At 64.2% G+C, this 13695-nt stretch carries 10 protein-coding genes and 1 pseudogene; 6 read left to right on the plus strand and 5 right to left on the minus strand.

The annotated features are described in order from the left end of the window. Nucleotides 1-171 precede the first annotated feature (171 nt). Nucleotides 172-570 carry a hypothetical protein gene (locus BSY239_RS13090; RefSeq protein ID WP_156775477.1) on the plus strand — a complete coding sequence of 133 codons (399 nt, stop codon included), beginning with the start codon at nucleotides 172-174 and terminating at the stop codon, nucleotides 568-570. Nucleotides 571-649: 79 nt separating this feature from the next. Continuing rightward, nucleotides 650-1618: a tripartite tricarboxylate transporter substrate binding protein gene (locus BSY239_RS13095; RefSeq protein ID WP_069047242.1), complete on the plus strand. Its 969-nt coding sequence runs from the start codon at nucleotides 650-652 to the stop codon at nucleotides 1616-1618. A 289-nt stretch (nucleotides 1619-1907) separates the two neighbouring features. Here BSY239_RS13095 and BSY239_RS13100 read toward each other — a convergent pair whose 3' ends face one another. From BSY239_RS13100 to BSY239_RS13120, 5 genes and pseudogenes are all read right to left on the minus strand, one after another. Beyond that, a complete protein-coding gene (locus BSY239_RS13100) occupies nucleotides 1908-3671 on the minus strand; it encodes an AAA family ATPase (protein WP_069047243.1) in 1764 nt (587 codons plus the stop codon). A gap of 426 nt (nucleotides 3672-4097) precedes the next feature. Next, the gene (locus BSY239_RS13105) at nucleotides 4098-5897 is read right to left on the minus strand and encodes a BTAD domain-containing putative transcriptional regulator (RefSeq protein ID WP_069047244.1); all 1800 of its coding nucleotides are present in this window, start codon (nucleotides 5895-5897) and stop codon (nucleotides 4098-4100) included. A 39-nt stretch (nucleotides 5898-5936) separates the two neighbouring features. Then, nucleotides 5937-6212, minus strand: a complete 276-nt coding sequence (locus BSY239_RS13110) for a DUF4242 domain-containing protein (protein ID WP_069047245.1) — start codon at nucleotides 6210-6212, stop codon at nucleotides 5937-5939. A gap of 292 nt (nucleotides 6213-6504) precedes the next feature. Then, entirely contained in the window at nucleotides 6505-7500 is a 996-nt protein-coding gene (locus BSY239_RS13115) for a response regulator transcription factor (RefSeq protein WP_069047246.1), read from the minus strand. Next, nucleotides 7493-10921: pseudogene (locus BSY239_RS13120) on the minus strand (hybrid sensor histidine kinase/response regulator). The gene BSY239_RS13115 and the pseudogene BSY239_RS13120 overlap by 8 nt, the downstream one beginning before the upstream one ends. Before the next feature lie 237 nt (nucleotides 10922-11158). Between BSY239_RS13120 and BSY239_RS13125 the strand changes: the two are divergent. The 4 genes from BSY239_RS13125 to ureC are packed head-to-tail and all read left to right on the plus strand — an operon-like array spanning nucleotide 11159 to nucleotide 13690. Then, a complete protein-coding gene (locus tag BSY239_RS13125) occupies nucleotides 11159-11461 on the plus strand; it encodes an urease subunit gamma (RefSeq protein ID WP_069047247.1) in 303 nt (100 codons plus the stop codon). Nucleotides 11462-11481: 20 nt separating this feature from the next. Next, complete coding sequence (locus BSY239_RS22460; RefSeq protein ID WP_156775478.1) at nucleotides 11482-11652, plus strand: hypothetical protein; 171 nt, start codon at nucleotides 11482-11484, stop codon at nucleotides 11650-11652. Between the two features lie 11 nt (nucleotides 11653-11663). Continuing rightward, on the plus strand, nucleotides 11664-11969 hold the full coding sequence (locus BSY239_RS13130; RefSeq protein WP_069047248.1) for an urease subunit beta: 306 nt from the start codon (nucleotides 11664-11666) through the stop codon (nucleotides 11967-11969). A gap of 2 nt (nucleotides 11970-11971) precedes the next feature. Beyond that, nucleotides 11972-13690, plus strand: coding sequence for an urease subunit alpha (gene ureC, locus BSY239_RS13135; protein ID WP_069047249.1), 1719 nt, complete (start codon nucleotides 11972-11974; stop codon nucleotides 13688-13690). Nucleotides 13691-13695: the final 5 nt, after the last annotated feature.

A 13695-nucleotide genomic window follows, 5' to 3' on the forward strand; every position in this document is an offset into this window, starting at 1 on the left:
CCATGGGTGGCCTGCCGTGGCGCCAACCAGCTCGCACAAGTGAACGAGCGCACGACATGTTGTTGCCAGAGAAACCACCCATGAAACTTTGTATTGCATGCACCCTGTTCGTGATGTCTTTCAGCGCCAGCACACTGGCCGACACCCACTCCGCTCCAGTAGCATCGCCGCATGCCCACCCCACCCGACCTTGAACGCCTGAGCCCTGATGCGGTGACCGCCATCGCCCGGGCGCACACCGCCCCCGCCCCCTGCCCCACCTGCCGGCCCTACGCCAGCCCGGGCTGGGAGTCCTTCCCCGCCTCGCAAGACGGCGCCGCGCTGCAGCCGCTGGGTGCGCTCTGGCTGCCGGGCGACGACGAGCCCACACTGGAAGAACACCGCCCGGTCGGCGTGGATGCGTGGTCGCCCGATGCGCCGATTTCGCTCGCCCACCATCCCTGCAACCGCTGCGAGGTGTGGGCCTGCAAAGCCTGCGGCTTCCCGTTTCTGCGCTACACCGAGTACGGCGGTTATTACATCGACCAACGCATCCGCGAGCTGCGGGCCGGGCTGATCGTGCAGGTCTGAATCACTAGGGTTATCGATCTCTCGACGCTTGGGTGTGCATGCTTACCATCGGGTCACAACAACCCGACGGAGACAAGACATGTTGAAAAAACTCGTGGTGGGCGCCCTCGTGTCCACGGTGGTGGCGACCTCGGCCTCGGTGGCGTTCGCGCAGGAGTGGCCGGCGGCCAAACCGGTGCGCGTGATCGCTGTGTTTCCGCCGGGCGGCTCGGTGGATCAGGTCTCGCGCATCCTGGCCGAGGCGCTGCGCGTGCAGCTCAACCAGTCGGTGATCGTGGAGAACATCGGCGGCGCCTCGGGCGTGATCGGCACGGCGGCGATTGCCAAGGCCGCGCCCGACGGCTACACCTTCGGCGTGGTCTTCGACACCCATGCAGTGAACCCGGCGCTCAAGCCCAACATGGCCTTCGACACCCTGAAGGATCTGGAGCACATCACCCTGATCGGCACCGCGCCCATGGTGCTGGCGGCCACCAAGGGTTCGCCCATCACCAGCTTTGCCCAGCTGGTGAGCGAAGCCAAGGCGAAGAAGACCACCAGCTACGGCACCATCGGCACCGGCAGCCTGGGCCACCTGGCCATCGCGCAGATGGCCAAGAACGCCGGCTTCGACTGGACCCATGTGCCCTACAAGGGCGGCGGCCCGCTGATGAACGACGCCATTGCCGGCCACGTGCCACTGGCCGTGGGTTCGCTGTTCCTGATCAAGCCGCACGCCGACTCGGGCAACGTGACGCCACTGGCGGTGAGCACGAGCAAACGCTCCAAGGACATGCCCAACGTGCCCACCATCGCCGAGAGCGGCTTCCCCGGTTTTGACGCGCCCGCCTGGTGGGGCGTGATCGGCCCGGCCAAGATGCCGCCCGCCATCACCAGCCGCATCCACGCCGCCGTGGCCGCCGCGCTGAAGAACCCCGACGTGGCCAAAAAGCTCGAAGCCCAGGGCATCGATCTGGTGGGCGGCGGCCCCGAGGTGTTCAAGCCCTTTGTGGAAAAGCAGATGACCACCTGGTCGGCCTTCATCAAGGCCAACAACATCACCGAGTGAGTTGGAGAACGGTGGGTAATGGGATGGACTGTAGGGCTTGGTTCAAGCCGTACCACGCCTGGTGGCACCTGAGGGGATGGGGTGGCCGCCCCCACAAACTTGGGCGCCCCTTTCGACCCAGTGCAGTTGGTCGTACTGGATCGATAGAGGTCAGCTATGCAGCGGAAGCTGTCCTTCGCCATCTCTCCAAACATGTCCGCAGTTAGCCGAGAGCGGCACCTGGGAAATGGTTGGAGCGGCAGTTCAAATTTTGGGCTAACACCGAGTGCGGAAGCGTATTGGGGTTGAGCTAGGCACTCGGCCGTATGCCGCCGATCGGATTCGACTTACGGATGAAGTCGACTAGTCTTGATAGCTGCTCACGCAGGTCTAGAAGCTGCAAATCCGGTTCAGTCTCGACCGTTATCCACTTCGCCACTTCAACTTTTGAGGCCTGATCATCCGATCCGGAGGCCCGTCGAATCTTCAAAAGATTTTCATAGCGATCGCCGCCACCTAGTCGCGTCGCAGAAGGAATCGTCTCAGAGACCGCGGAGGCAACAGCATCAATCGGCAAATAATTCTCGACCTCTCGCCCACTTGTTATCCATGCGAAGCCGGGGCCTTGATCAAATTCGTCGCGCAGTCGCTTCTTCGTTTCGTTAATTCGCGCGTGTGATGATGCTTTGTCACTATCAATCAGAATTACGCCACGGCGATTCAATCGCCTTAGCTGAATAAACTCGGTCACTCCCTCCGACGTCTCGGCGTTTGAAATGTGGGCCGCAAGTTTGCCCCCGTAGAACATGACGCTGAAATGAATACCTTCGATGAGAGCGGAATCGATGGTGCGAAGCCACCAGTTCACGTATAGGCGATCGGACGGACCTTCTACCCATATGATGCAATTGGCCAAGAGAAGATCGGATGGGTGATACCCAAGGTCCTCGCAAACAGCAGCCCGTGTGGCATCGGTGGTAACCCTCTCAACCCTTGAACTACCGTCCGTTAGTGTCACGTGATAGACCTCAGCGTCAGGTGTATCCATGATCGCAGCGGAGTGTGTGGTAATGAAGTATTGATTGTCAGTGCGCGTAGCGAGATGCCGAATGAACTTTTTCTGGAGTATTGGGTTTAGGTGGAGTTCAGGCTCTTCAATACAAACTATTTGGTTGCTAAGCGTGGTCGCTGCAGCCGCAAGGATGATGACTTCGTGCAGGCCAGAGCCAAGGCAGGAAATCGGCAGTACTTTGTTGTCCATATGAACAAGTATTGTGTCCCGTTCGTACGGGATCTCGATTCGTGCATCTGGTCTATCTGTAACCTCGCGTAGGAACGAGTTGATGGCTTCAAACCTGAGTTTCTGATCTTGGTTCTCAGCCGACGGATTCTGAAGTTGCGCGAGTCTGTTAATGATCCCTGTTCCGTCATACCCATTCGGCTCCACTCCTGAGTCGCCAATGCGACGAATGGCGGGGATCAGCTCGACAGTCCGGTGCGGAATCTTCAGCGGAAACCGCTCCACAATCTGCGGCTCCCAGTGAGCTTTTCTGTCCCCATTGCCACTATTTGTTAGGTGCGACCATAGTTTCTGTACCCTGGGCCCTTCCATATCAGTCATCGCCGACACCCAGGTGTCATGCACTGGCTTGCCGTCCGGGAGGGTCGTGAATGACCATGCGAGCGTAGTTCCGTCATGCTTAGCTTTGCGAGCGAGCAGTTCGGCCATCAGGCTTTCAATCGCCTGCCCGCGATGGTCATTAGGAAGTCCGCCGCGTCGCTGTGATTCGGGCGGAAGTTTGAATCCTGTCGAATCGTTGTCTATGAAGGCCTCTCCAATGCCGACCTGCAATGGAGGATGGTCTGGAAGGTGCGCCGCGACTGGTTCAAGCTTCAGTACGCCGCGCTCGCCGATCTGCGGAAGCACCTCTTTGATGACCCGAAGAACGTTGGACTTGCCTGAGTTGTTCCGTCCGATCAGGATATTGATCTTCGTAAACCGATCAAAGTACTGATGCTGTTTACCGAAGCTGCGATAGCCAGCAAGAGCGAGGTTTGGAAGTAGTTCGGTCATGAGCAAATTGTGCGTTTAAAGCCCATCAAATCTCTGAACCATTCAGAAGTTGAGGTAAGGAAACAGTCCGACACGGTACTCGAAGGCGGGACGCGGCAGAAATTCCGCTGCCGATTGCGTTGACGTACACCCAAGCCTTTCGAGCTTTGTCTTCCGCGATAGCCAGCCATCTAGAACGCTGACCGGAAGGACCCCTTCCAGACCTATGACTGACAGCCTCGGTCAGAGTACGAATGTCTCAGTTCAGTCTTGAGCTGCTGTCCAGTCCGAATCGCCGTCTATTCAGCGACTACCGACCATCTCAGTGGCGCGCCGAGCTCACCATCTAAGGCGCAGATCAAATGCTGCGATACGGGGTAGCTCCATCATGAAGCGCTGGTGTGCGGCGCCCTGCTGACGAAAATCTCACCGAGGGCGCTGCTCGACTCAGGCATCCCTCAAGAAATGTGCGTCCAGGACCGGATTGCGGATCTGGGTGGCAAGTTGCCTGGCGCCTTCGATTGCTCCGGGCTCGCCCAGCCTGCCGCGGTACCAGTGAGAGCGCGCCACCAGCTCGCGCATGCCTGAGCGGGCGGACATGACTGTGAGCTGGCTCACCCAAGCCGGTCCCCGTTCATCGTCATGGGCGAGCGCCAGGGCGCACAGCCCGTCGAGCACGTAACCACTGCCCCAGACATAAGCATCGGGCAGCCGCATGCAGCGCTGCAGCGTATCCAGCAGGATGGCGATGCCACCCTGAACATCGCCGCGCGCAGCGGCGACCAGGCCCATGCCACGCCCTGCAATGCCTTCCCAGCAGGGGTCGGCCAACTGACACCCCAACGCAAACGCGTTTTCGAATCGATACGCGGCCTCGTCGATGCGCCCCAAACGCAGATCGGCTTCGGCGCGAAACGACTGTGGCCAGGGCAGAAAGGCCGTCCACATCTTGCGTGACTGGTCGATGCAGCGGTCCAGCACGGTCACGGCCTCGTCGTATCGTCCCGTCAGCACCAAGATGCGGGCGACCATGGAATCGGCGTAAATTCCCAGCTTGCCATCGGCAGCGTCCAGGGCCAAAGACTGTGCCTGCAGGAGTTGCTCCATTGCGGGCACGTAGTGCGCCGTGTCGCTCAGGATGGAGCCTTTCAGCGTGGCCAGGCGGGCTTGTTCTGCAGCTTCACCTGGGACCAACGGATCCGTCCGGGCCACCCAGTTGAGTGCCCGGTCGTAGCGACCGAGCAGAAACTCCACATAGCCCAGCTCGCGACAGGCCGCTGCAACCTGCAATGGCGCCACGACTTCACCGATAGCCAGCGCTTCGTGAAGGGCGGTCGCTCCTTCGGCATCGCGGCCCCTGGCGGCGTGAACCAACGCGCTGCCAAGCGCCACACGGGTCCTCGCCCGCAGGACAGGATCACCCGTCGTGTTGGCGTCGTCGATCGACCTGCGCAGACACTGCAATCCCGCATCCAGTGCGCCAGCGCTGATCGCGGCCTCGCCGGCTTCCAGCAGGGCCAGAGCGCCCGCTCGCCCCGTGGCCGGCCCGGCAACCACCGTCGAGGTGTTGGTGCGCAGGGCATCGCTCAACGCCGGTCCGGGGGACACGCCCAGCTCTCGCTGGAAAAGCTCGCGGCATGCGGCAACCTGACGTGCAGCACCGATGCCGTCGCCTGCATTCGCCAGGCAGCGAACCAACAGCACCTGTGAGTTCTCTTCAAGCGGATCAAGCGCCACAAGTCGGCTGGCCAGATTCAGCGCCTGCGCAACCGAGCCATCCGCCAGGCGGGCGAGGGTGGCCTCGTGCAACACGGCCTGGGCAGTGGCATGCATGCGTCGGCGCTCGGCTTGCAGCCAGACTTCGAAAGAGGGACTGGTGGCGAAGCCCATGCCTTCAAGCAACTCGCGACCCAGGCCGGGCAACTGAACGCCTTCGGCGGCGCTGCCGCGCCGAAGCACATCGCTGTCGATGATCAGATCGGTATCCCGGCGCAGGACGATGGACTCGCCGCGGAGGCTGTCGGGGCCCAAAGCGCGGCGAAGCTCGGTGAGATTCCACCGAAGAGCCGCGAGCGGATCTTCGGCGTCCTCGAACAACAAACGCGCCAGATGGTGCCGACTTGCTGGACCCTCATGGGTCACCAGGTAGGCCAGCAGTCCCCACGACTTGTGCCCGCGCAACACCACGGGCGTGCCGTCGCGCCCCATGAATTGCGGCACGCCCAGGAGCTGGATGAACATGGCCATCGTGCGAGTTTGACATCACTCGGCCCTTGGCCGAAGAACTCACGCCTCGGCCGTGATCGGATCGATCGTGGTGACGACGCGGGCCACGCTGTCTGCGGGGAATCCCCCGCGGCGCGCGTGTTCTCGAACCAGCGCTTCGCTGGTGGCGTTGTAGATGCAATAGATCTTGTCGCCGGTCACGTAGCTGTGCACCCATTGCACATCGGGGCCCATCTCGCTGAGCACACCGCAAGACTTCTGAGATATCGCCTGCAGATCAGCGGGGCTGATGGCGCCGACATTCGGGATGGCGCGTTCGATGACAAACTTCGGCATGGTTGTGACTCCTGGAGGGTTGAAGGAGCCTGCAGCTTGACTGTCCATCGTTTGAGCGGGCGTTTGAGCATCTGGCCGCCATCATTGCGAAAGCGGCACGCACCGGCGTAGACGCCTCGTAGCCACGGTCTGGTGACCGAGGTTCAGCAGCCAGTCGTAGTTTCGATCCCTGAGGGTCTGGTTTGTACTGCATGTGATCACGCTTTCTGGCTCACGTGAAAGACAGCTCGCAGTCTAAAGCGGCGGCAGCCCGTGGGATGCGGCCGGCAAGCACCGCAGCCCTCCTACCCTCCTACCCTCCGTGCTGCGGCTGCAGCAGCGGCACGCGGTTGATGGCCATGGCGGCCGCTGCCGTGCGGGTCTCCACACCGAGCTTGGCGTAGATGCGTTCCAGGTGTTTTTTCACCGTGGCGGGGCTGGCGCCGATGATGTCGCCGATGTCGCGGTTGATCTTGCCCTTGACCACCCAGTACAGGACCTCGGCCTCGCGCGCGGTGAGGCCGAAGGCGCCGGCCACGCTGGAAAGCACGCTGGCGTCCGACGTTTCCTGCATCACGATGAGCCAGTCGCCACCGGCGTCCGCATCACCGTCTTCATCGCCCACGCGCTGGTGCAGCCGGAAGGTGAGCCGGCGCGGGCCGTTTTCCAGCGTGAGACGGGGTGGTTCGCGCTGCTCGCTCGCTTCACCCAGATGGCGGCGCAGCCACTGCAGCACCGCCGGCGGTGTGGTGGGTGATTCGGTCCCGCAGTAGTTGCGCAGCAGGTCGCGCGCCAGCGGCGTCTGCCACATCAGGCGGCCGTCGCTCTCGCGCACGGTGATGGTGGCGTAGCCAAACGCGTCGAGTGCGTTGCGCGCCTGGCTGCGCTCCACCGCGCCCTGGCGCACATGGCGCGCGGTGCGCAGGTGCACACCCATGCGCGCCATCACCTCGCGCGGCTTGATGGGTTTGGTCACGTAATCGGCACCACCGGCGTCGAGTGCGGCCACCAGGTGTTCGGTCTCGGTCAGGCCGGTCATGAAGATGATGGGGATGTGCGCCGTGGCCGGCTGCGCCTTGAGGCGGCGCGCCACTTCAAAGCCATCGATGCCGGGCATCACCGCGTCCAGCAGCACCACGTCGGGCAGGGCCTGCGTGGCGCGGCGGATGGCGCTCTCGCCGTCGAGCGCCACCAGCACGGTGTAGCCCGCGTCGTCCAGCGCGTCGTGCAACGGCGCCACGTTATCGGGCACATCGTCGACGATCAGCACGATGAGCTGGTCGGTCTGTTGCAGGGTGAACTCAGACATGGCGCTGCAGCAGTTGCTGCTCGATCGCGTCAAAACGGAACTCGCGCGCGAGCGTGCGCAGCTGCTGCGCAAAGCCCGCCTGCTCGGGGTGGTCCTGCACCCACTCGTCGAGCCACTGCACGATGCCCTTGTAGTAACCCAGGCGCACGAGTTCCAGCAAGGGCTCGAACTCGCGGCCGCTGGTGATGTCCAGCCCCGGGGCTTGGGTCGGTGCCGGCGCCTGTGATGCGCCTTCCGACGCCGCCACCTCGATCCACACCAGTTGCAGGCGCTGGCCCAGCCAGTCGAGCAGGTCGTCGCGGCGCACCGGCTTCACAAAGAAGTCCTGGGGCCGGTGATCCAGGTCGTTGTCCAGGCCCTTGTCGAACGCGTTGGCCGACACGATGGCCAGCGGCACCGCGCCCCAGCCCCCGGCGCGCAGCCGGCGCATGGTCTCCCAGCCGTCGATGCCGGGCATGGCCAGGTCCATGAACACGGCGTCGGGCGCACCGGCGTCGCCCGGGTGCAGGCGTTCCAGCAAGGTCAGCGCGTCCAGGCCGCTGGTGGCCAGCATCACGTCAAACCCCAGCGGCGCCAGCCAGCGCTGGATCAGTTCGCGGTCGGCCTCTTCGTTGTCGACCACCAGCACGCGTCGGCGCGCACCCTCGTAGCCGATGTGCACGGGCAGGGCCAGCGGGCGCGGCAGCACCGCACCGTGAACCTCGGGCAGAAACAGGCGCACGGTGAACACGGAACCTTCGCCTGGTGCGCTGCGCACCGTCATCTCGCCGCCCATGAGGTCGGTGAGCATCTTGGCAATGGTGAGGCCCAGGCCGGTGCCGGTGGACGGCCCAGGCGCGGCGGCCTCGTTCTGCCCGCGTGCGAACGGCTCGAACACCCGCTCCAGGTCTTGCGCGCGCATGCCGGGGCCGGTGTCGTGCACCTCGAACTGCGCCATCTCGCGCGCATGCGTCACGCGCAGCCGCACCTGGCCGACCCGCGTGAACTTCACCGCGTTGCCCAGCAGGTTGATGAGGATCTGGCGCAGGCGTTTTTCGTCGGCGCGCACCGTGTCGGGCAGGCGGCTGCCGGTCTCGAACACGAAGCGCAGGCCCTTGGCGCTGGCCTGCAGCTCAAACATGCCGGCGACCTCCCGCATGGCGCCGGCAAAGGCCATGGGTCGCACGTCGAGCGCGAGCTTGCCGGACTCGATGCGCGCGATATCCAACGTGCCCTCGATCAACGAGAGCAGGTGTTCGCCACCCCGGTTGATCACACGGATGGCCTGCGCGCGGTGCGGCGCCATGCCGGTGTCTTCCTGCAAGAGCTGCGCATAACCCAGGATGCTGTTGAGCGGTGTGCGCAGCTCGTGGCTGATGGTGCTGATGTAGCGCGTCTTGGCCTGGTTGGCGTGTTCGGCCGCCAGGCGCGCCTGCTGCAGGGCTTCGTCGGTGAGGCGGTGCGATTCGATCTCCTGCATCAGCAGGCGCGTCTGCCGGTTCGACTCTTCCTGCGCCACCTCGCGGCTCTTGTGCGCCAGCACCAGCCACCACGCCACCGTGGCCGTGATCAGCAGCAACACGGCGTACACCCGCACGAAGCCCGAGCGCAAGGCCGCGTCGAGCAAGCCGGCGTTGGCCGAGAGACCGATGCGCTGCGCCAGCCCCTGCACCTCCTGGCGGTACAACAAGCCGAGCACCGCCGCGAGCACCGGCGCCATCACGAACATCAGCAGCAGGTAGTGCGCGAGGCCCGCTTCCAGGTAAGGCCAGATCGAACGCGGCAACACGCGCCGCAGCGCGCCCATCCACTGCTCGGAGAGCTTGGCGTGCGGTTTGCAGAGATCGCCACAGCGCGCATCAAGCGTGCAGCAGAGCGAACAGATGGCGCCCTGGTAGGCCGGGCAGTGGGCCATGTCCGGCCCCTCGTATTCACGCTCGCAGATCACGCATCGCTGCACGGCGTGAAATGCCTTGGCTCCCTCTCCCTCTGGGAGAGGGCGGGGGTGAGGGCCCGCGCCCAAACCCACATCGAATTCGCGAGGCATTTCTGAATGTCTGGCAATGTAATACCGCCCCTGTGTGCCCCACGCAATCAAGGGCGCCGTCACAAAAGCCGTCACCATGGCAATCACCGCCGAAAACGCCTCGGCCGTGGGCCCCATCAAACCCATGTGCGCCACGATGGACAAGGCTGAGGCCAGCCCCATCGCGCCCACGCCCACCGGGTTGATGTCGTACAGATACGCCCGCTTGAACTCGATGCCCTTGGGGCTCCAGCCCAGCGGCTTGTTGATCACCAGGTCCGCCACCACCGCCATGATCCAGGCGATCGCGATGTTGGAGTACACGCCCAGCACCTGGCCCAGCGCCTGGAACACGTTCATCTCCATCAGCATGAAAGCGATGAAGGTGTTGAACACCACCCACACCACACGGCCGGGGTGGCTGTGGGTGATGCGCGAGAAAAAATTGCTCCAGGCCAGCGAGCCGGCGTAGGCGTTGGTCACGTTGATCTTGAGTTGCGACACCACCACGAAAAGTGCTGTGGCCGCCACCGCCCAGCCGTAGTCGGCGAACACGTATTCGTAGGCCGCCAGATACATCTGGTTCGGGTCCACCGCGCGGTCGGGCGGCACCATGTGGCTGATGGCGAGGTACGCCAGCAGCGCGCCGCCTAGCATCTTCACCACGCCCAGCAGCACCCAGCCCGGCCCGCCCGCCAGCACACCGGCCCACCAGCGCAGGCCCTTGCCCTTCTCTTTGGCGGGCATGAAGCGCAGGTAGTCGGCCTGCTCGCCCATCTGCGTGATGAGCGCGATGCCCACGGTCAGCGCCGCACCAAAGAGGTGTCAATCAAACAGCGCACCCGCACCGGATTCGCCCCCATATCGCACCACGTTGGTGAATGTTTCGGGCGCCATGACCGCCACCGCCCCAAAAGGCACCACCATCATCACCAGCCACAGCGGCTGGGTCCAGACCTGGAAGCGGCTGATCACCGACACGCCGTGCGTGACCAGCGGAATGACCACCACCGCGCAGATCAGGTAACCCCAGGCGGGCGGAATGTCGAGCGCGAGCTCCAGCGCGTAGGCCATCACAGCCGCTTCGAGCGCGAAGAAGATGAAGGTGAAGGTGGCGTAGATCAGCGAGGTGATGGTGGAGCCGATGTAGCCAAAGCCCGCTCCGCGCGTGAGCAGGTCCATGTCCACCCCGTAGCGCGCGGCGTACACACTGATGGGCAGGCCCGCGAAAAAGATGATCAGGCCGGTGCACAGGATGGCCAGCGCCGCGTTCACAAAACCGTACTGCACCAGCAGCGTGGCGCCCACGGCCTCCAGGATCAGGAAGGACGCGGCGCCAAAGGCGGTGTTGGCCACGCGCCATTCGTTCCATTTGCGAAAGCGCTGCGGCGTGTAGCGCAGCGCGTAGTCCTCCATGGTCTCGCTGCCGACCCAGCTGTTGTAGTCGCGGCGCACGCGGGTGATGCGCTGGGGTGCGTCCGGCCCGGGCTCCTGCCCTGCGGTGGACGCGGCAGCGGTTCGGATGGGAACAATGGGTATGGTTGTCACACGGCATTTCTGCAGCTTTCGTGCCACGCCACCACCCGGGCCCGCTCGGGGCACGGGAATTGCTGACCAGACCACCCAAGCACCACCGGGAACGCACGCACCACCATGGAACTCACGCCCAGAGAAAAAGACAAGCTGCTGATCTTCACCGCCGCCCTGCTCGCCGAGCGGCGCCAGGCGCGCGGCTTGAAGCTCAACTACCCCGAGGCCGTGGCGCTGATCAGCGCGGCCGTGATGGAGGGCGCGCGCGACGGCAAGACCGTGGCCCAGCTCATGAGCGAGGGGCGCAACGTGTTGACCCGCGCCGATGTGATGGAGGGCATCGCCGAGATGATCCCGGACATCCAGGTGGAAGCCAGCTTCCCCGACGGCACCAAGCTCGTCACCGTGCACCAACCCATTCCCTGACTCCTTCACCGAAAGTCCCCATGCGCCTCGCCACCGCCCTCCTCACCGCAGCAGCCTTCTGCGCGCCCGCCCTGGCCCACGAAGGCCATGGCCTGTTCGGCTCCCACTGGCACGCCACCGACACACTCGGCTTCGTGGGGGTGGTGGCCGCCATTGCCGTTGCGCTGTGGTGGTCCAGCGGCAAGCGCTGAAGGAACGGACCATGATTCCCGGCGAACTCTTCACCGACGAGGGCGAGCACGCCCTCAACCCCGGCCGGCGCACGCTCACCCTGGTGGTGAAGAACGGCGCCGACCGACCGATCCAGGTCGGCTCGCACTACCACTTTGCCGAAGTCAATGGCGCGCTCGACTTCGACCGCACCGCGGCCCGCGGCATGCGGCTGAACATCGCAAGCGGCACGGCGGTGCGTTTCGAGCCGGGCCAGCAACGCACGGTGGAGCTGGTGGACTACGCGGGTGACCGCGTCGTGTATGGCTTTCGTGGCCTGACCCAAGGGAGTCTCTGAGCATGGCCACGATTTCAAGAAGCGCCTACGCCAACATGTTCGGCCCCACCGTTGGCGACCGCCTGCGCCTGGCCGACACCGGTCTCATGATCGAGATCGAGAAGGACTTCACCCTGGCCGCTGGTGGCTACGGCGAAGAGGTCAAGTTCGGTGGCGGCAAGACCATCCGCGATGGCATGGCGCAATCGCAGAGAACGCGCGCCGAGGGAGCCGTGGACACGGTGATGACCAACGCCGTCATCGTCGACCACTGGGGCATCGTCAAGGCCGACATCGGTTTGAAAGACGGGCGCATCGTGGCCATCGGCAAGGCCGGCAACCCCGACACGCAACCCGGTGTGGACATCATCATCGGCCCGGGCACCGAGGTCATCAGCTGCGAAGGCAACATCGTCACCGCCGGCGGCATCGACAGCCACATCCACTTCATCTGCCCGCAACAGGTGGACGAAGCCCTCACCTCGGGCATCACCACCATGCTCGGCGGCGGTACCGGCCCGGCCACGGGCACCTTCGCCACCACCTGCACGCCCGGCCCCTGGCACATCGAACGCATGCTGCAGGCCGCCGACGGTCTGCCCATGAACCTGGGTTTTCTGGGCAAGGGCAACGCCAGCCAACCCGCTCCGCTGCACGAGCAGATCAACGCCGGTGTGATTGGCCTGAAATTGCACGAAGACTGGGGCACCACACCGAGTGCCATCAGCAACTGCCTCGACGTCGCCGAAGCCACCGACACGCAGGTCGCGATCCACTCCGACACGCTCAACGAATCGGGTTTCGTGGAAGACACCATCGCCGCGACCAAGGGCCGCAGCCTCTGCGCCTTTCACACCGAAGGCGCGGGCGGAGGCCACGCACCCGACATCCTGCGTGTGGTGGGCGAGGCCAACTTTTTGCCCAGCTCCACCAACCCGACCATGCCCTACACGGTCAACACGCTGGACGAGCATGTGGACATGCTCATGGTGTGCCACCACCTGGACGCCGCCATTCCCGAAGACCTGGCCTTTGCCGAAAGCCGCATCCGCCGCGAAACGATCGCGGCCGAGGACATCCTGCACGACATGGGTGCCATCAGCATGATGAGCAGCGACAGCCAGGCCATGGGACGCGTGGGCGAGGTCATCATCCGCACCTGGCAGGCGGCCGACAAGATGAAAAGCCAGCGCGGCAGCCTGCCCGGTGATGGCCCGCGCAACGACAACTTCCGCGTCAAACGCTACATCGCCAAGTACACGATCAACCCGGCCATCGCCCACGGCATCTCGCACATCGTGGGTTCGCTGGAGGTCGGCAAGTGGGCCGACCTGGTGGTGTGGAAGCCTGCGTTCTTCGGGGTGAAACCCGCGCTCATCCTGAAAGGCGGCAGCATCGCGCTGGCCGCCATGGGCGACCCGAACGCCTCCATCCCCACACCCCAACCTGTGCACTACCGACCCATGTTTGCCAGCTTCGGCGGCGCCATGGCCAAAAGCAGCCTGACCTTCGTCTCGCAAGCCGCACTGGCCGCCGGTGTGGGCGAGCGCTACGGCCTGCGCAAGACACTGGACGCGGTGCGCGGCTGCCGCAGCGTGACCAAGGCCACCATGGTGCACAACAGCCTCTTGCCCAAGATGGAGATCGATCCACAAACCTACGCGGTGCGCGCCGACGGTGTGCTGCTCACCTGCGAGCCCGCCACACGCCTGGCGATGGCACAACGCTACTTCCTGTTCTGAATCAC

The organism is Hydrogenophaga sp. RAC07 (genome assembly GCF_001713375.1).
Lineage (GTDB): Bacteria > Pseudomonadota > Gammaproteobacteria > Burkholderiales > Burkholderiaceae_C > Hydrogenophaga.